General features: G+C 66.0%; 18 protein-coding genes and 2 riboswitches. Of the genes, 13 read left to right on the top strand and 5 right to left on the bottom strand.

The genetic code is table 11. The features are described 5' to 3' along the window. Positions 1-44: 44 nt before the first annotated feature. The 4 genes from gcvH to AB4118_RS06100 all read right to left on the bottom strand — a co-directional run bounded on the left by gcvH (position 45) and on the right by AB4118_RS06100 (position 3,083). Positions 45-419: a glycine cleavage system protein GcvH gene (gene gcvH, locus AB4118_RS06115; RefSeq protein WP_441488915.1), complete on the bottom strand. Its 375-nt coding sequence runs from the start codon at positions 417-419 to the stop codon at positions 45-47. A gap of 32 nt (positions 420-451) precedes the next feature. Continuing rightward, complete coding sequence (gene gcvT / locus AB4118_RS06110; protein ID WP_441488914.1) at positions 452-1,609, bottom strand: glycine cleavage system aminomethyltransferase GcvT; 1,158 nt, start codon at positions 1,607-1,609, stop codon at positions 452-454. A gap of 57 nt (positions 1,610-1,666) precedes the next feature. Then, a riboswitch (glycine riboswitch) is annotated at positions 1,667-1,764 on the bottom strand. 4 nt (positions 1,765-1,768) lie between these two features. Further along, positions 1,769-1,868: riboswitch (glycine riboswitch) on the bottom strand. Positions 1,869-1,962: 94 nt separating this feature from the next. Beyond that, on the bottom strand, positions 1,963-2,469 hold the full coding sequence (locus tag AB4118_RS06105) for a hypothetical protein (protein ID WP_441488913.1): 507 nt from the start codon (positions 2,467-2,469) through the stop codon (positions 1,963-1,965). Positions 2,470-2,570: 101 nt separating this feature from the next. After that, positions 2,571-3,083 (bottom strand): invasion associated locus B family protein, encoded by a 513-nt coding sequence (locus tag AB4118_RS06100; protein WP_441488912.1) that lies wholly within the window; start codon positions 3,081-3,083, stop codon positions 2,571-2,573. A 446-nt stretch (positions 3,084-3,529) separates the two neighbouring features. Here AB4118_RS06100 and coxB point away from each other — a divergent pair, with 446 nt between their 5' ends. The 12 genes from coxB (at position 3,530) to AB4118_RS06040 (ending at position 16,570) form a co-directional block, all read left to right on the top strand. Further along, a complete protein-coding gene (gene coxB / locus AB4118_RS06095; protein ID WP_441488911.1) occupies positions 3,530-4,414 on the top strand; it encodes a cytochrome c oxidase subunit II in 885 nt (294 codons plus the stop codon). Between the two features lie 56 nt (positions 4,415-4,470). Further along, positions 4,471-6,105 (top strand): cytochrome c oxidase subunit I, encoded by a 1,635-nt coding sequence (gene ctaD / locus AB4118_RS06090; protein WP_441488910.1) that lies wholly within the window; start codon positions 4,471-4,473, stop codon positions 6,103-6,105. Between the two features lie 144 nt (positions 6,106-6,249). Next, positions 6,250-7,203: a heme o synthase gene (locus AB4118_RS06085; protein WP_069877488.1), complete on the top strand. Its 954-nt coding sequence runs from the start codon at positions 6,250-6,252 to the stop codon at positions 7,201-7,203. Further along, positions 7,200-7,370 carry a DUF485 domain-containing protein gene (locus AB4118_RS06080; RefSeq protein ID WP_141739979.1) on the top strand — a complete coding sequence of 57 codons (171 nt, stop codon included), beginning with the start codon at positions 7,200-7,202 and terminating at the stop codon, positions 7,368-7,370. Before AB4118_RS06085 ends, AB4118_RS06080 begins: the two co-directional genes overlap by 4 nt. Continuing rightward, positions 7,370-7,966, top strand: coding sequence for a cytochrome c oxidase assembly protein (locus AB4118_RS06075; RefSeq protein WP_441488909.1), 597 nt, complete (start codon positions 7,370-7,372; stop codon positions 7,964-7,966). Before AB4118_RS06080 ends, AB4118_RS06075 begins: the two co-directional genes overlap by 1 nt. Positions 7,967-8,022: 56 nt before the next feature. Next, the gene (locus AB4118_RS06070) at positions 8,023-8,886 is read left to right on the top strand and encodes a cytochrome c oxidase subunit 3 (RefSeq protein WP_441488908.1); all 864 of its coding nucleotides are present in this window, start codon (positions 8,023-8,025) and stop codon (positions 8,884-8,886) included. A gap of 66 nt (positions 8,887-8,952) precedes the next feature. Next, a complete protein-coding gene (locus AB4118_RS06065) occupies positions 8,953-9,327 on the top strand; it encodes a DUF983 domain-containing protein (RefSeq protein WP_441488907.1) in 375 nt (124 codons plus the stop codon). Beyond that, positions 9,324-10,091, top strand: a complete 768-nt coding sequence (locus AB4118_RS06060) for an SURF1 family protein (RefSeq protein ID WP_441488906.1) — start codon at positions 9,324-9,326, stop codon at positions 10,089-10,091. The genes AB4118_RS06065 and AB4118_RS06060 overlap by 4 nt, the downstream gene beginning before the upstream one ends. A gap of 91 nt (positions 10,092-10,182) precedes the next feature. After that, entirely contained in the window at positions 10,183-11,598 is a 1,416-nt protein-coding gene (gene thrC, locus AB4118_RS06055) for a threonine synthase (RefSeq protein WP_441488905.1), read from the top strand. Beyond that, entirely contained in the window at positions 11,595-12,938 is a 1,344-nt protein-coding gene (locus AB4118_RS06050) for a M16 family metallopeptidase (RefSeq protein ID WP_441488904.1), read from the top strand. The genes thrC and AB4118_RS06050 overlap by 4 nt, the downstream gene beginning before the upstream one ends. A gap of 6 nt (positions 12,939-12,944) precedes the next feature. Further along, a complete protein-coding gene (locus AB4118_RS06045; RefSeq protein ID WP_441488903.1) occupies positions 12,945-13,559 on the top strand; it encodes a GNAT family N-acetyltransferase in 615 nt (204 codons plus the stop codon). Between the two features lie 101 nt (positions 13,560-13,660). Then, positions 13,661-16,570, top strand: a complete 2,910-nt coding sequence (locus tag AB4118_RS06040; RefSeq protein WP_441488902.1) for an EAL domain-containing protein — start codon at positions 13,661-13,663, stop codon at positions 16,568-16,570. Between the two features lie 35 nt (positions 16,571-16,605). Here the strand turns inward: AB4118_RS06040 and AB4118_RS06035 are convergent, their stop codons facing one another. Further along, the gene (locus AB4118_RS06035) at positions 16,606-17,217 is read right to left on the bottom strand and encodes a YqgE/AlgH family protein (protein ID WP_441488901.1); all 612 of its coding nucleotides are present in this window, start codon (positions 17,215-17,217) and stop codon (positions 16,606-16,608) included. Between the two features lie 176 nt (positions 17,218-17,393). Between AB4118_RS06035 and AB4118_RS06030 the strand changes: the two genes are divergently transcribed. Further along, on the top strand, positions 17,394-18,245 hold the full coding sequence (locus AB4118_RS06030; protein ID WP_441488900.1) for a protein-disulfide reductase DsbD domain-containing protein: 852 nt from the start codon (positions 17,394-17,396) through the stop codon (positions 18,243-18,245). Position 18,246: the final 1 nt, after the last annotated feature.

The following is an 18,246-nucleotide window of genomic DNA, read 5'->3' as shown; positions in this document are numbered from 1 at the left end:
GCGCCCGGCACCGGACATTCAGGTCATGGGCAATGAATCGCTGCTCACAGCGTCTTCACGTAGTCCTGGTACTCGGCCTCGCTGAGCAGGCCCTCGAGCTCGGCAGGATTGGTCAGCTTCAGCTTGACGAACCAGCCCTTGCCGGCCGGGTCCTCATTGACCGCGCCAGGCGCAGCCTCGAGCTCGCTGTTGACGGCGACAATCTCGCCCGAGACCGGGGCATAGACCTCGGACGCGGCCTTGACGCTCTCCACCACAGCAGCCTCGCCGCCCTTGGCGACCGCCTTGCCGACGGAAGGCAACTCGACGAAGACGACATCACCGAGCTGGCCCTGGGCGTAGTCGGTGATACCGATGGTGCCGGTGTCACCCTCGATGCGGATATATTCGTGGTCCTTGGTGTAACGGGTCTCGGCCATGATGGTCCTCCAGATCAGGATAGGGTCGGGAATCAGCGCTTGTAGCGGTTGGGCACGAAGGGCATCGGCGCGACGGTCGCCGCCAACGGCTTGCCGCGCACGATCAGGTCAAGGCGCGTGCCGGGAGCCGAGTGGGCCTTTGCGACATACCCCATCGCGCAGGGCGCGTTGAGCGTCGGGCCGAAGCCGCCGGATGTGACCTTGCCGACGATCTCGCCTTCCGGCGTCGCAATGTCGGCGCCTTCGCGGGCAGGAGCGCGGCCCTCGGGCAGGAGCCCGATGCGGACGCGCGCAACGCCTTCCGCGAATTCGCGCTGGATGCGGGCCGCTCCCGGGAAGCCGCCTTCCTCGCGCCGCCGCTTCTGGATCGACCAGTTCAGTCCGGCCTCGACCGGCGAGGTCGTGGTGTCGATGTCGTGCCCGTAGAGGCAGAGCCCGGCCTCGAGGCGCAGCGAATCGCGGGCACCGAGTCCGATCGGCTTGACGCGCGGATCGAGCAGGAGCGCGTCCCAGATCTCGCCGATCCTGTTTGCCGCGGCGGAAATCTCGTAGCCGTCCTCGCCGGTATAGCCGGAGCGGCTGAGATTGGCCTTGACGCCCGCCACCTTCATGCTGCGCGCACTCATGAAGCCCATCTCGGCGGCCTCGGGCGCCAGCGCGGCGAGCGCTTCAGCGGCAGCAGGCCCTTGCAGCGCGATCAACCCGCGATGTTCCGCGCGGACGAGCTTCACATTGGCCGGCAGGCGCGCCTCGATATGGGCGTAGTCGGCCGTCTTGCAGGCCGCATTGACGATGAGGAGGAGAGCACCGTCCTCGTCGGGCTCGCTGGAGCGCGTGACCATCAGATCGTCGAGGATGCCGCCATTCTCATCGAGGAGCTGCGAATAACGCTGCTTGCCGGGAGCGAGGTTGACGATGTCGGCGGGGACCAAAGCCTCGAGCGCGCGCGCGGTGGTCTCGTGATCGGGCCCGAGCAGAAAGGCCTGCCCCATATGCGAGACGTCGAAGAGCCCGGCCTTCTCGCGCGTCCAGTTATGCTCGGTGAGAATACCCATCGGGTACTGCACCGGCATGTCATAACCGGCGAACGGCACCATGCGGGCACCGAGCATGACATGACGGGAATGAAGCGGGGTCTTGAGCAGCGCCTCGGCGCCTGCGGCATCAGCTTCAACGGCTTCGGCAGCCATGGCGGCCCCTTCCAGAATCGAGCGCAAGCCCCGGACGGAATGTCCGGAGCGCGCCCCCTCTGTCTTGGGACCTGAGAGATTTCCCCGAACCGGCAGGATCAGCCGGACAGGTTACACCCGTCGGTGGGCGGAGTTGCATCCGCCGCTTTCCAGAGCGCCAATTCCCACGCGGTCCGTTTGCCTGAGCGTTTCCGGGGCGGTTGCGCCTTCGGCGCCGGGCCTGGACAAGTCCGGACCCGGTCTCTCCCGCGGGGATGATGCGGCGTCAGCACAGATACAAGACGCCGCCTTCGAGTCAATCGGCGCCTTGCCTCAGTTCACGGCAAACGCCGGCGCCATTCGCGGCGGCAAGGCTACCGGCGCCGCGCGCGAGCCGGCGCCGCAGCACCAGCGGTGTTGAGGCCGACGATGATCTCGACGTCGCCCTTGCCCGGCGGGACGACGATCCCGTCCTCGACATGGGTGAAATCGGTTCCGCCCTGGCCGGAGGGGATCGTGCCGCCGACACGCGCCGCACGGCGTGCAACGACGGTCGTCCCGCGCAGGACCTCCGTGCTCATCGACGCATAATAGGTGCCTGGACCACCGGCCGGACCAGCCAGCACACGGCCTTCGGCACCCACCTTCAGCCTGAAGCCGCCACCGCCCGTCGGCGTGCACTCGCGCGCCACGTTCAGGATCGAAATCTGGTGCCGCAGGCTACCGCTATCGGGGCCGGACTGGGCGCGAATGGCAGCGCCACCATCGGCAATGGTCACGCTCGGGCAGACGAAGTCCGCCTCCTGATCGACCAGCGGCTTCTCCACCGGCGGAGGCGGCTTGGTCGACTGGAACATCACGATATTGCTCAGCGTCTGCATGCCGCTCTGCTCGCCCGCGGGCGAGCGCGAACCGCAGCCGGCAAGGCCAAGGCACAGCACAGAAGCGGCCAACATAGTCAGCCGGCGAGGCATCACGTCATTCACGGCAGGGTCTCCACGCCAGGCCCGAATCCGGAAAGCGAGACGGGGATACCCACGCCCTCCTCCGGTGTCTGAAATACGATGAATGTGGCGCTTTTTCCGGCCTTGAGCTGGCCGAGAAGCGTATCGTCCATCACCACCTCGGCAACGCAGCCCGTGGTCAGGCAACGAACGAAGCCAGCGCGGCCGATGTCCTTGTCGTCGATCTTGAGACCGAGCCCCGACGGCAGCAGCACACCCAGGGGCGCCACGACACGCAGAAGCCGGCTCTTCTGGTCGGCCGTCTTCAGCACGATCACCAGCAGCGTCAAATTTGGCCGATCCTCGGCCGCGACATTCTGCACGAGCGCGCATTGCTCAGCCTTGGCGCCAGGCGGCACCTCGCAGCGCAACTGCCAATCGCCGTGCGTCGACTTCACAGCGCCCTGGGCGAAAGCCACGCTGCTCGAACCCAGACATACGCCCACGGCCGCCAGCGCAGCCGCGAAGACAGGTCCGATGAACTTGCCCATCCCCGTCATTCCCTTCAAACCGGCACGAATAGCCGGACATCGCCCCCTGAAGCCGGATCGCCCTTGCGGGAATCGTTCGTCCGATTCCGACAAAACCGCCATCCGTCTCTAATCATATTCGAGAGGGCGATCCATGTTTTGAGGGATGCCAGAAGGGCTTCCACACAAAACAATCACGCTCCGAATGTGCCTGCGTTGGGACCATGCAGACCCCGCCCTGTCAAGGACAGAGCCACAACGGAAGCACTTCTTGAGGCCGAGACCTCGCGTGATTATGCCGCACGGGCTGCGTGGAAGGCCTGCATTGCCCCTCTGGCGCAAGCGTGATCTTTGATTTATCGCAATGCCGAAGAACGAGGCGGGCCGATCAGCCGGCCTCGTTGCGCGTGGGCCGCATAGACAAGGACAGCGGGCCGCGACGGGATCACAGGAGCTATGTCGGACCGATGCGATTTCTGAGCAGGACCATTGCAACAGTGGCCGCAGCGGCCCTCGCCGCGGGCGCGACGACGCTTCTTCCTGAAAGTGCGCTGGCCGGCACCGGCATGCCTTCGCCCTGGCAGATGAATCTGCAGGGCGCCGCCACCGAAGTCTCGGAATATATTCACTGGTTCCATGACTGGCTTAACGTGATCATCTTCACGATCTCGATTTTCGTGCTGGGGCTGCTGATCTATGTCGCTTGGCGCTTCAACGAGAGGAAGAACCCCGTCCCCTCCAAGACGACGCATAATGCGCTGCTTGAAGTGGCCTGGACGGTCATCCCGGTCCTGATTCTCGTCGTCATCGCCATTCCCTCCTTCCGCCTTCTCAAGCTCCAGCTCGAGATTCCGCAGTCGGACCTGACCGTTAAGGTCACCGGCAAGCAGTGGTACTGGTCCTACGAATATCCGCAGGACGGCGGCGCCTTCGGCTTCGATTCGCTGATGCTCGACGAAAAGCAGCGCGCCGAAGCGATCGCCAGCAACAAGATCGCCGCAGCCGAGGCTCCGCGCCTGCTCGCTGTCGACAACGAGGCGGTCGTGCCGGTCGGCAAGGTCGTGCGCGTCCAGGTCACCGCGGCCGACGTCATCCACAAGTTCACCGTGCCGTCCTTCGGCATCAAGATCGACGCCATCCCCGGCCGTCTCAACGAGACCTGGTTCCGCGCCGATCGCGAAGGCATCTATTATGGCCAGTGCTCGTTCATCTGCGGGCAGAACCACGCCTATATGCCGATCGCGTTCCGCGTCGTGAGCGCCGAGCGCTATGCGGCCTGGCTTGCCGAATCGAAGAAGAAATTCGCCAGCGCCGGCGACGCCGCCGGCAAGGTCGCCGCCGCGGCCGAGTGAACGAACCAGATCTGACTGAACTCACGCGAACAGATTTCGCACGAGGAGACGAATCCATGGCAACTGCGGCTCCGGGCGCCCACGCCCACGCACACGGACATGATGACGCCCACGCCCACCCGACCGGGTGGCGGCGCTGGCTGCTCTCGACCAATCACAAGGACATCGGGACGCTCTACCTGACCTTCTCGATCATGGCTGGTCTGGTCGGCGGCTTCCTCTCGATCATGATGCGCATCGAGCTGCAGCAGCCCGGCCTGCAGATCTTCGCCAACGGCCAGAGCTACAACGTCTTCGTCACCGGCCACGGCCTGATCATGATCTTCTTCATGGTCATGCCCGCCGTGATCGGCGGCTTCGGCAACTGGTTCGTGCCGTTGATGATCGGCGCGCCCGACATGGCCTTCCCGCGCATGAACAACATCTCGTTCTGGCTGACCGTCGCCGGCTTCGTGCTGCTGGTCATCTCGATGTTCGTCGAAGGCGCGCCTGGCGCCCATGGCGTCGGCACGGGCTGGACGATCTATCCGCCCTTCTCGTCGGCAGGCCACCCAGGTCCTTCGGTCGATTTCGGCATTCTCGCGCTTCACCTCGCGGGCGCGGCCTCGATCCTCGGCGCGATCAACTTCATCACCACCATCCTGAACATGCGCGCGCCTGGCATGACCATGCACAAGATGCCGCTGTTCGCCTGGGGCGTTCTGGTCACCGCCTTCCTGCTGCTGCTGTCGCTGCCCGTGCTCGCCGGCGCCATCACCATGCTGCTGACGGACCGCAATTTCGGCACCACCTTCTATGACCCGGCCGGTGGCGGCGATCCGGTGCTCTACCAGCACCTGTTCTGGTTCTTCGGTCACCCCGAAGTGTACATCATGATCCTGCCGGCTTTCGGCATCGTCAGCCACATCATCTCGACCTTCTCGAAGAAGCCGATCTTCGGCTATCTCGGCATGGCTTATGCGATGGTGGCGATCGGCGTCGTCGGCTTCATCGTGTGGGCGCACCACATGTACACCGCCGGTCTCTCGCTCAACACGCAGCGCTACTTCGTCTTCGCCACGATGGTGATCGCGGTGCCGACCGGCATCAAGATCTTCTCCTGGATCGCGACGATGTGGGGCGGCAGCCTGCGCTTCACCGCGCCGATGCTCTGGGCGATCGGCTTCATCTTCCTGTTCACCGTCGGCGGCGTGACCGGCGTGGTGCTGGCCAATGCCGGCGTCGACCGCTCGCTGCATGCGACCTATTACGTCGTGGCCCACTTCCACTACGTGCTGTCGCTCGGCGCCGTGTTCGGCATCTTCGCCGGCTTCTACTACTGGTTCCCGAAGATGTCGGGCTATGTGATGCCGGACTGGATCGGCAGGCTGCACTTCTGGGTCGCCTTCTTCGGCGCCAACCTGCTGTTCTTCCCGCAGCATTTCCTTGGCCTTGCCGGCATGCCGCGTCATTATGCGGACTATCCCGATGCCTTCGCCGGCTGGCATTTCTGGTCGTCGATCGGCTCCTACATCTTCGCTGCCGGCCTGCTCATCTTCTTCTACGGCGTCATCGTCGCCTTCTCGAAGAAGCAGCTCGCCGGGGACAATCCGTGGGGCGAAGGTGCAACGACGCTGGAATGGACCCTGTCCTCGCCTCCGCCGTTCCACCAGTTCGAGACCCTGCCGCGCATCGTCGGCTCGGACCACTGATCCATCTGGCGGCGGGCTCCCCGGCCCGCCGCCGCCCCTCCCCCGAGCGCCACCTGCGGCGTTCCGGAGATGGGCGGCAAGACCGCTCCCTCTCATTCCCCACGGCCGCTGGCGGCCGTCGTAAAGAGTGAAACGACAAGACCAATGTCCGCTGCGTTCGACAGGTTCGATTCCCGCACCGATGGCGCGAAGAGCTCCACCGGCGAGGCGCGCGATTTCTTCGCGCTCCTGAAGCCGCGGGTGATGTTCCTGGTCGTCGTCACCGCACTGGGCGGCATGGCGACGGCCCCCGGCACGATCCACCCGGTGATCGGATTCGCCTCGCTGCTCGCGATCGCGGTCGGCGCCGGTGCGTCCGGCTGCCTGAACATGTGGTACGACGCCGATATCGACGCGCTGATGGTGCGGACCGCCAAGCGTCCGATTCCGGCCGGGCGGATCCTGCCATCCGAGGCGCTCGCCTTCGGGCTGACCTTGTCTGTCGGCTCGGTGATCGTGCTCGGCCTCGTCGCCAATCTGCTCTCGGCGGCGATGCTCGCCTTCACCATCTTCTTCTATGCCGTCGTCTATTCGATGTGGCTGAAGCGCTCGACGCCGCAGAACATCGTCATCGGCGGAGCGGCCGGAGCCTTCCCCCCGATGATCGGCGAGGCGGTCGTGACCGGCGATTTCGGCCTGCACTCGATCGTGCTCTTCGCGATCATTTTCCTCTGGACGCCTCCCCATTTCTGGGCGCTGGCGCTGGTCAAGTCCGGCGACTATGCCCGCGCCGGCATCCCGATGCTGCCGAATGTCGCCGGCCCCGCCGCGACGCGCCGGCAGATCGTGGCCTACTCGCTGGTCATGGCGCCGGTCGCGGTACTGCCTGCCCTGATGGGGTTCGGCGGATTGGCCTATCTCGTCGTCTCCGTGGTGACAGGACTTGCCATGATCGCGCTGGCCTTCCGCGTGTTGCGCGTGACTGAGGGTGAAGCCGCCCACAAGGCCGCCTATGCGCTGTTCGGCTTCTCGATCCTCTACCTCTTCCTGCTCTTCGCCGTGCTGCTGGCAGAGAACAGCCTCGGCCTGATGTGGGCCCTGCCCAAGGTGCTAGGATGAGCGAAGCTCCGAAACGCGAGATCCCGCCGGCCTTCTCTCCGGAGGACATGGCACGCCGCAGGCGCCGCTCGGTCGCGCTGGCGCTGGTCCTTGCAGGCCTGGTCATTTTCTTCTTCGTGGTGACGCTGGTGAAGACCGGTCCGGCCATCATGAACAGGCCGCTGTGATGACCGCGACGCCATCGAACCGTCAGCATGCGAGAATGCGCCGGACGGCGCTGATCTGCGCCGGCGTCGCTGTCGGCATGACCGGCCTCGCCTTCGCAGCCGTGCCGCTCTACGACCTGTTCTGCAAGGTCACCGGCTTCGGCGGCACGCCGATGGTCGGGACCGCGGCCGCCGGGCGCATCCTGGACCGCAAGATGGCTGTGCGTTTCGACGCCAATGTCTCGCCGGCCCTGGGCTGGCGCTTCGAGCCGGAAAGCTCCGAGATCACCTTCCGCGTCGGCGAGACGCAGACGGTGTTCTACAAGATCACCAACACGACGGACCGGGTCTCCACCGGCATCGCGACCTTCAACGTCACGCCGACGCAGGGGGCCGCCTATTTCGTCAAGCTGCAATGCTTCTGCTTCACCGAGCATACGCTGCAGCCGGGCGAGACGCTGGAAGCGCCGGTCGTGTTCTATGTCGACCCCGAGATCGAGCAGAACCGCGATCTTAACGGGGTCAAATCATTGACGCTGTCCTACACCTATTTCCCGTCCAAGGCCGGCCAGCCGGTCGCGGATGGCAAGGGTGACGCGGGCAAGTCGAAACTATAAGAACTGCGACAGCACCAAGCGCTGCGCAGCAGAGTCGGACGCGGAGACAAAGTAAGATGGCCGGGGCCCATACCAAGAACCACGATTACCATCTCGTCGACCCGAGCCCGTGGCCGCTCGTCGGCGCGAGCAGCGCGACGATCATGGCCATCGGCGCCGTCATGTGGATGAAGGCGATGACCGTCGCCGGCATGCATCTCGGCCCCCTGGTCTTCGGCGTCGGCCTGCTCGGTGTTCTCTACACCATGCTCGCATGGTGGATGGACGTGGTGCGCGAGGCTGAGCACGAGGGCCACCACACCCGCGTCGTCCAGCTTCACCATCGCTACGGCATGCTGATGTTCATCGCCTCCGAGGTGATGTTCTTCGTCGCCTGGTTCTGGGCCTTCTTCGACGCCAGCCTCTTCAGCGGCGAAACGATCCAGTACGCCCGCCACGACTTCACCGGCGGCGTCTGGCCTCCCAAGGGCATCCAGACCTTCGATCCCTGGCACCTGCCGCTGCTGAACACGCTGATCCTGCTGACCTCGGGCACGACGGTGACCTGGGCGCATTACGCGCTGCTGCAGAACGACCGCAAGGGTCTGAAGCAGGCGCTCTGGCTGACCGTGTTCCTCGGCGGCCTGTTCTCGATCGTGCAGGCCTACGAGTACGCCCACGCCACCTTCGCCTTCAGCGGCCATATCTATGGCGCGACCTTCTTCATGGCGACCGGCTTCCACGGCTTCCATGTGCTCATCGGCACGATCTTCCTGGCGATCTGCCTGTACCGAGTCTATCTCGGCCACTTCAAACCAGCCCAGCATCTCGGCTTCGAGTTCGCGGCCTGGTACTGGCACTTCGTCGACGTGGTGTGGCTGTTCCTGTTCGCCGCGATCTATGTCTGGGCGTCCGGCGCCGGATCGGCCGCGGCGCACTGAGCGGCCGCCTCAAGACAATCCCGAAGGCGGCCGCGAGGCCGCCTTTGTTTTTTCCGGGAAACCATGATGGCAGAGTACGAGCATATCAGCCCCTCACCCTATGCGACCGGCCTTTCCGGCCGTTGCCCGCGCTGCGGCGAAGGCAAGCTCTTCGACGGGTTTCTGAAGCTGCGCCCTCGTTGTGCCGCGTGCGGGCTGGATTTCGCCTTCGCCGACTCGGCTGACGGCCCTGCCGTGTTCATCATGCTGATCGCAGGCTTCGCGGTTCTTGGCGCGGCGCTCTCGGTCGAGATCGCCTATGAGCCGCCGATCTGGGTGCATCTCTCGATCTGGCTGCCGCTGGCCGTCACCGTCTGCCTCGCCCTTCTGCGGCCGATGAAGGGGCTCGCGGTCGCGCTGCAATACGCCCACAAGGCCGAGGAAGGCAGGCGAGAAAAGTGAGCGCGCAGACAATGCCAGACAGCACACGGCGTCCGAGCCTTCTCCTGCCCGCGATCCTGACCATCTGCGGGACTTTGGTGCTCTGCACGCTGGGGAGCTGGCAGCTGTTGCGGATGGGCGAGAAGCACAGCTTCATCGAGCGCCTGCAAGCGCAGGCAGCGAGCCCTCCGGCGCCCCTCCCGCCCGAGCAGCAATGGAGCACGCTCGACCCTGCGAAGCTCGACCTGACGCGGGTCGCGGCATCCGGGCGTTACGTCGACGGCCCCTTTGCCGGCGTGCGCACCACGATCGCATCGGGCGGACCGGGAACGCGCCAGCTCTCCGGCTTCGGCCGCTGGATCTTCCAGGGGTTCCGGCTCGATGCCGGCGGCGTCATCCTGATCAATCGCGGCTTCGTGCCGGAAGCGCGCCTGGGCGAGATCAAGCCGGCCTCCGGACCGGCAACCGTGACAGGCTTCCTGCGCACGCCCGAAGCACGCAACAGCTTCACCCCGGCCGACCTCCCGGCCAATCGCGAGTTCTTCACACGCGATCCGGCCGCCATTGCGTCCTCCCTCGGCCTGGCGGCCGCGCCGTTCTATCTCGAGCTCGAGCGTCAGGGAGACGGGCTGACGCCGCCGGCCGGCGTCGATGTCAAGGAGTTGATCGGCCGTATTCCCGACAACCACCTGCAATACGCACTGACCTGGTTCGGGCTGGCCCTGACCCTGATCGGTGTCTTCATCGCCTTCGCCTGGCAGGCCCGGCGACAGAAACACGACTGACCTCGCCCCGCGGCCCTGCCGCGGGCGCGCAACCTTTGCCCTCGCTGCGCTCCCGGCCTATAGCAGCAGCACGACCACAGAGAGCGACACCGTGCTGCATGTCTCCACCCGGGGGGAAGCGCCCTCCCTCGCCTTTTCCGACGCCCTGCTCGCCGGGCTCGCCCGCGATGGCGGCCTTTATGTCCCGAAGGCCTGGCCCAGAATTGAAGCCCAGGACATCGCGGGCTTCGCCGGCAAACCCTATGCCGAAGTTGCCGAGCGCATCATCGGCGCGCTGGCCGACGGAGATATCGAGACGGCGGCGCTGCGCGCCATGATCCGCGAGGCCTATGCCACCTTCCGGCATCCGGCCACCTGTCCGCTGACGCAGCTCGGCGACAATCTCTTCGTGCTCGAGCTGTTCCACGGCCCGACTCTGGCATTCAAGGATGTGGCAATGCAGTTGCTTGGGCGGCTGATGGACCATGTGCTGGTGCAGCGCGGCGAGCGCGCCACCATTGTCGGCGCAACCTCCGGCGACACAGGCGGTGCTGCCATCGACGCCTTCAAGGGGCTTGAGCGGGTCGACATGTTCATCCTCTATCCGCAGGGGCGCGTCTCGGACGTGCAGCGGCGGCAGATGACCACGGTGGACTCACCCAATGTCCACGCCATCGCGGTCGAGGGCACATTCGACGATTGCCAGAACCTCGCCAAGGCGATGTTCAATCACCACAGCTTTCGCGACGAACTGCGCCTCTCCGGCGTGAATTCGATCAACTGGGCCCGCATCGCGGCGCAGGTGGTCTACTACTTCACCTCGGCTGTCGCCCTCGGCTCGCCCCGGCGCAAGGTCTCCTTCGCGGTGCCGACCGGCAATTTCGGCGATGTGCTCGCCGGTTGGGTCGCCAAGCGCATGGGTCTGCCGATCGAGCGCCTGGTGATCGGCACGAACAGCAACGACATCCTCCCGCGCACGCTCGAGAGCGGCGCCTATGAGATGCGGGGCGTCGCCGCCACGACCTCCCCTTCGATGGACATCCAGATCTCCTCGAATTTCGAACGCCTGCTGTTCGAGGCGCATGACCGCGACGGTGCCGCCGTGCGCCGGCTGATGCAGTCCTTGCAGCAATCCGGCCGGTTCGAGATCGCGCCGGAGCCGCTGGCCCGCATCCGCTCCGAGTTCGACGCCGGCGCGGTCGACGAGGCCGAGGTCGCCGACGAGATCGGCCGCACGTGGCGCGAGGCCGGCTATCTGCTCGACCCCCATAGCGCGATCGGGGTTGCAGCCGCGCGCCGGGGCCTGAGGGCAGATCCTGCCACGCCGATGATCGTGCTCGGCACAGCCCATCCCGCCAAGTTCCCCGCAGCCGTTGCGGCGGCGAGCGGTGTCACGCCCGCCCTGCCGGCCCATCTCGGCGATCTGATGGAGCGCAAGGAGCGCTTCACCCTGCTGCCGAACGACCAGGGACGCATCGAGGCCTTCATCCGGCAGAACGCCCGGACAGTGCGGGGAGCGGCGGCATGATCGCGACGGGGCCGGCCGAGATCGCCGAACTGGCCACGCCTGCGCCACGCTCGTCGGGGGCGCATGACCCTGAGGTCGACCTGACGACCCTGCCCTCCGGCCTGCGCATCGTCTCGCAGCGCATGGACCATGCGTCCACCGTCTCGCTCGGCATCTGGATCGGGGCCGGCGCGCGCGACGAGCTTCCGAACGAACACGGACTGGCGCATCTGCTCGAGCACATGGCCTTCAAGGGCACGGCGCGGCGCAGCGCCCGTGAGATCGCCGAGGAGATCGAAAGCGTTGGCGGGGATCTCAACGCCGCGACCAGTGTCGAGTACACCTGCTACACGGCCCGAGTCCTGGGATCCGACCTCGCACTCGCCGTGGACATCCTGGCCGATATCCTGACGTCGCCAGCGCTTGCGCCCGAGGAACTCGCCCGCGAGAAGGGTGTCATCCTGCAGGAGATCGGCGCGGTTCAGGATACGCCCGACGATCTCGTCTATGACCGCTTCCTGCAGGCGGCCTTTCCGGACCAGCCCCTCGGCCGCCCGATCCTGGGAACAGCGAAGACGGTCAACAGTTTCACGCCCGACGCCATCCGGGCCTATCTGGCGCGCCACTACCATGCCGGCAACCTGGTGCTGGCTGCTTCGGGCGCCGTCGACCATGACGAGCTCGTCGCCTTGGCACGTGACAGGCTCGCCAGCCTCCCAGGCAAACCCGTTGAGGCCTTCGAGCGCGAGGATGGTCATTACCGGGGCGGCGAAGCGCGAATCGAGGGCGACGAGGAGCAGGTCCATCTGGTGCTCGGCTTTCCCGGCCAGCCTTTCCGGGACGGCGCGCATTACCCGCTCCAGGTGTTCTCCTCCGTGCTCGGCGGAGGGCTGTCATCCCGGCTGTTCCAGGAGGTGCGCGAGCAGCGCGGCCTCGCCTATTCCATCGACGCCTTCCACTGGCCCTTCTCCGATTGCGGCGTGTTTGGAATCAGCGCCGGCACAGCACCGGAAGATGCGAGCGAGCTGATCGATGTTGCCCTTGGCTGCCTGCGGCAGGCCGCCGAAGATGTGACGGAGGTCGAGGTTGCACGCGCCCGGGCCCAGATGAAGGTCGGGCTGCTGGCCTCGCTTGAGAGCCCTGGTGGCAAGCTTGAACAGATGGCCCGCCAGGTGCTCGTCTTCGGACGTGCGATACCGCGCGAGGAGCTGGCGCACCGGCTCGATGCTGTCACGCTGGAGGATGTTCGCGCCGCCGGACGCTCTCTGCTCGGGCACCAGCCAACGATCGCCGCTGTCGGTCCGCTGTCCGGCCTCCCGCCGGCAGAGCAACTGCGGCAGGCCGCACGCTCCGGGGATTGAGCAGCCATGGCTCTCTTCCGCTTCTCGACCGATCCGCCAGCCCGCCCGCTCGTTCGCACGCCGAACCTGTTTCTGCGGGCGCCACTGGCGAACGACTATGCGGCCTGGGCGGTTCTGCGGATGGAGAGCCGGGAATTCCTGACGCCCTGGGAGCCGGTCTGGAACGAGGATGACCTGACGCGGAATTCGTTCCGCCTGCGCGTCAAGCGTGCCGCACGCGAGATCGCGGCTGACGAAGCCTATCCCCTGTTCATTTTCGATGCCGGCAGCGAAACCTTGCTGGGGGGATTGACGCTCGGACTGATCCGGCGTGGCGTCGCCCAGGCCTGCACGCTCGGCTACTGGATGGGACAACGCCACGCCGGCAAGGGATATATGACCGAAGCCGTGCGCGGCGCGGTGCGCTTCGCTTTTTCCGACCTCGGCCTGCATCGCGTCGAAGCTGCCTGTTTGCCCGGCAATGAGCCGTCTCGCCGGCTGCTGGAGCGCGTCGGCTTCCGCTGCGAAGGCGAGGCGCGGGCCTATCTGCGCATCAACGGAAACTGGGCGGACCACTTGCTCTATGCGATGATTTCGACGGACCGGCTGCTCGGCCCCGCGGAGACGGGCGGCGCGCGATGATCCACAGGGCCGAGCCTCTGCCTTGCCCTCGCCACGACCGGTCGGTACGACTGGGTCCCCCGCCCCGCTTGAGCGCGGCCCACACAGTTACCGAGTCGCGCTTGTCCCCTCCTGACCGACTTCTCCGGTTTGGCCTTGCCTTTGTCGGCCTCGCACTCCTGTTCGTGCTGTCCCTGGCCGTACCGGCCCAGGCCGTGGAGGCCGTCCGCGTCCCTGTCGACGCACCGGTGATCGACCTGACCCATGTGGTCGAGCGCAACAAATCCGATGGCGACGTCATCCAGATCTCGACCGCGCCGGGGCCCGACGGCATCGTGCGCCGCATCGCGGTCAGGGCACGCGAGTCGGGCGCACGGCCGGACTGGATCGTCTTCGCGCTCACAAATGATTCCGACGAGCAGATCGACCGGCTGCTGGTCGCGCCGTTCCACCGCCTGATCGGCTCCGGCGTGATCTGGCCTGATCTCGGCGACACGCGGATCGAGGCCGTGACGGCGAGCCAGGGGCTTCGCCCCGAGCGCGAGGATAGCCCGGACGCCGACGTCTTCATGATCACGCTCGACCCGGGCACGACGGTGACCTTCGTCGCCGAGCTGAAATCTCCGAACCTGCCTCAGCTCTATCTGTTCGAGCAGGAGGCCTATCGCCAGAAGACCAACGGGCTGACGCTCTACAAGGGCATCATCATCGGCATTGCCGGCCTGCTCGCGCTCTTCCTGACCATCATCTTCGTGGTCAAGGGAGCGGTTATCTTCCCGGCCGCCGCCGCCCTGGCCTGGGCCGTTCTCGCTTATGCCGGGCTCGATTTCGGCTTCTTCCAACGCATCTTCCCGCTGACGCCGGCGATCGAGCGCATCTACCGCGCCGGAGCCGAGGTGGTGCTGGCGGCGACGCTGCTCGTCTTCCTCTTCGCCTATCTCAACCTGTCGCGCTGGCATGTCCGTTACAGCCACGTGACGATCATCTGGATCCTCGGCCTATTCGGCCTCGTCGGTCTGGCCGTCTTCGATGCCCCGATGGCGTCGGGCATCGCGCGCATCTCGATCGCCGCCGTCGCGGCCGTCGGCTTCGTGCTGATCCTGCACCTGGCGACGCATGGCTACGAGCGCGCCGTCATGCTGATCCCGACCTGGTTCCTGCTTGCCGTCTGGGTGACGGCCGCCGGGTTCACGGTCACCGGCCAGTTCCAGCGCGACCTGGTCGCGCCCGCCCTGATCGGCGGGCTGGTGCTGATCGTGCTTCTGATCGGCTTCACCGTCATTCAGCACGCCTTCGCCGGCGGCGCGCTGGCGCAGGGCCTTGTCTCCGACACCGAGCGGCGGGCGCTGGCGCTGTCGGGCTCCGGCGATCTCGTCTTCGACTGGGATGTCAGCGCCGACAAGATCTTCGTCTCGCCGCAGACCGAGACCCTGCTCGGCCTGTCGCGCGGCGCGCTCGAAGGTTCGGCGGCGCGCTGGCTTGAATACATGCATGTCTCCGATCGCGACCGCTATCGCGTCACGCTCGATGCCGTGCTGGAACAGCGGCGCGGCAAGCTGCAGCTCGATTTCCGTCTGCGAGCCGCCAACGGCAGCTATCACTGGTTCAACCTCAAGGCCCGGCCCGTCATCGGCTCCAACGGCGAGGTCATCCGCGTGATCGGCACGCTCGCCGATGTCACCGAGCAGAGGACTGCGCAGGAGCGGCTGCTGCATGACGCGGTGCATGACAACCTGACCGGCCTGCCCAACCGCAAGCTGTTCCAGGATCGTCTCGGCGCCGTCTTCGGCTTCTGCCGCGCCGACGACAATATCCGCCCGACGGTGATCGTCATCGACATCGACCGCTTCAAGCAGGTCAACGAGTCGGTCGGCTTCTCCGCGGGCGATTCGATCCTGCTGACGCTCGCCCGCAGGCTCGGCCGTCTGCTGCGGGCGCAGGACACGCTTGCCCGCATCGGCGGCGACACCTTCGCCATGATCCTTGTCTCCGAGCGGGACCCCGAGCGTATCCTGGCCTTGGCGGAACTCGTTCGCCGCGCCGTCTCGACGCCGGTGACCTTCGCGGAACGCGAGATCTTCCTGACCCCCTCGATCGGGCTTGCGCTGTTCGACGCCTCGCCGGCGGCCCGCAAGGACGATGCTCTGAAGAACGCCGAGCTGGCGATGGCGCATGCCAAGCGGCAGGGCGGCAACAAGATCGAGGTCTTCGTCCCCGCGATGCGGACCGATCGCAACGATCGTCTTGCCCTGGAGAGCGACCTGCGTCGCGCCATCGAGCGCGGCGAGATTCAGGTGATGTACCAGCCGATCGTCAGGCTGGAGGACCGGACCATCGCGGGCTTCGAGGCCCTGGTGCGCTGGGACCACCCGCGCGAGGGCCGGCTGCTGCCGCAGGATTTCCTGGCGATCGCCGAGGAAACCGGGCTGATCGTCGATCTCGGCGTCTATGTGATGGACCGTACCGCACGCGAGCTCGCCGCCTGGCAGGCCGCGCTCGAGGTCGACCCGCCGATCTTCGCCAGCGTCAACGTCTCGAGCCGCCAGTTGCTGCGCCACGACCTGCTGCATGACGTCAAGACGGTGCTGGCGCGCCGGCGCGTCTTGCCGGGCACGCTCAAGCTCGAGATCACCGAAAGCCTGGTGATGGAGAATCCGGAATATGCCGCGCAGATGCTCTCGCGCATCCGCGAACTCGGCGCCGGGCTCTCGCTCGATGATTTCGGCACCGGCTATTCCTCGCTGTCCTATCTGCAGCGGTTTCCGTTCGACACGATCAAGGTCGATCAGAGCTTCGTGCGCCAGATGGGCAACGGGAAACCGCCGGTGATCCTGCGCTCGATCGTCCAGCTCGCCGCCGATCTGCGCATGGACGTCGTTGCCGAGGGCGCGGAGACGGAGTCGGATGCGATCGAGCTCTACCAGCTCGGCTGCCAATATGCGCAGGGCTATATCTTCGGGCAGCCGATGAGCGCAGCCGAAGCCCGCAGGCTGGTGGGCGCGAGCGCCGCGTCCTCTTCGGAAGCAGCGTAACCCCTCCCCTATTCCGGGAGGGAGGCCAGCGCCGCTCAGGCGTGTCCGGCCGTGCTGGACAGGAACGCGGGATCGATGCCGATCTTGTGCAGCGCGCGATGGTATTTGGTTTCGATGCCGTCGTCGAAGAGCAGCGCCGGGTCAGCGGCGCAGTGCAGCCAGCCATTCGACTGGATCTCGGATTCAAGCTGCCCCGCTCCCCAGCCCGCATAGCCAAGAGCCAGCACCGCGTTCTCCGGACCGCTGCCAATGGCAATGGCCCGCAGGATATCCAAGGTCGCCGTCAGGCAGATGCCGTTGTCGATCGGCAGGGTCGCCGATTCCAGGAAGAAGTCCGAGGAGTGCAGTACGAAGCCACGCTTGGTCTCCACCGGTCCGCCGCGCAGCACCTGCATCCGTTCGGCTTGGCTCGGCAGGCGAATCAGCTCTTCCGAGGGAATCACATCGAGCTGGACCAGCAGATCGGGAAACCGCGTGTCCGGCGCCGGCTTGTTGAGGATGATGCCCATGGCGCCATCCTCGGAATGCGCACAGATATAGACCACGCTGCGGCTGAAACGCGTGTCAGTCATGCCGGGCATGGCAATCAGGCACTGCCCGTCGAGATAGCTGCGGCCGCTGACGCGTTGGCTGGATCCGATCTTCATACCGCCATGCTAAATCCAATCGGCCCGGCTGGAAACCGGTGTCCTTGAAAATGCCGGCACCGCGATTGCGCCCCAATCATGCGGCATAGGATGAATGGCTGCATGTCACATGATTGCCAGCAAATGTGAGAGAGATTGTTTCGCTTTTTGCAGACGCATTCCCTAAGACGGTCATCGTGAAGTTGGCATTGCTCTCACTCGCGCTCGCCGCGCTGGCGTTCAGCGCTCCTGCTCAGGCGCAGGAGGCGGCGGTGTCGTCATGGTCCCGCAGTACGCATTCCTCGATCCGCCTGATCGCCGGAGCGACGGCCCCCTCGGGCAAGCAACGCATCGGCGTCGAGATCACTATGGCGCCAGGCTACAAGACTTATTGGCGCAACCCCGGCGATTCCGGCGTTCCTCCCTCCTTCGACTGGAGCGGCTCCACCAATGTCGGTGGCCTCGACGTGCGCTGGCCCGCGCCGGAACGCTTCGAGGATGGCACCGGCTTTTCGATCGGCTATGTCGGCGAGGTCGTGGTGCCGGTGTCGGTGCAGCCGGTTGACCCCAGCAAGCCAGTCATGGTCGTGCTCAAGCTCGACTATGCCGTCTGCGAGAAGATGTGCATTCCCGCCAAGGGCGAGGCTCAGCTCTGGCTCGAGCCCGGCGTGACCTCGGTAACCTCGCCGCGGCTCGAGAGCTTCGAGGCGCGGGTGCCGATTCCCGTCAAGCTTGGGCCGCACAAAGAGAAGATCTCGGTGATCGAGGTGCTGCCCGGCGAGGCTGGGCCTGAGCCCAAGGTCAAGCTCGTGCTGCAGGCTCCGCCGGACGGCGCGATCGAGGATGTCTTCGTCGAGGGGCCCGGCGCCTGGTCCTTCAGCAAGCCGGTCCTGAAGCCGCAGGCCGATGGCACTGTGCTCGCTCATGTCCGGATTACGGACCGTCCCAAGGGCGCAGCGGGGCCGGTGCCCTTCATCGTGACGGTGCGCGGCAAACCTGCAGCGGTCGAGACGCGGCTTGAACTCGACATCCCGGTCGCCAAGCCCTAAT

The sequence above is a fragment of the Allobosea sp. 2RAB26 genome (assembly GCF_052115465.1).
In the GTDB taxonomy this organism is placed as follows: Bacteria; Pseudomonadota; Alphaproteobacteria; order Rhizobiales; family Beijerinckiaceae; genus Allobosea.
Note: the sequence above shows the minus strand (reverse complement) of the source record. Positions and strands in the feature narration are given on the sequence as shown.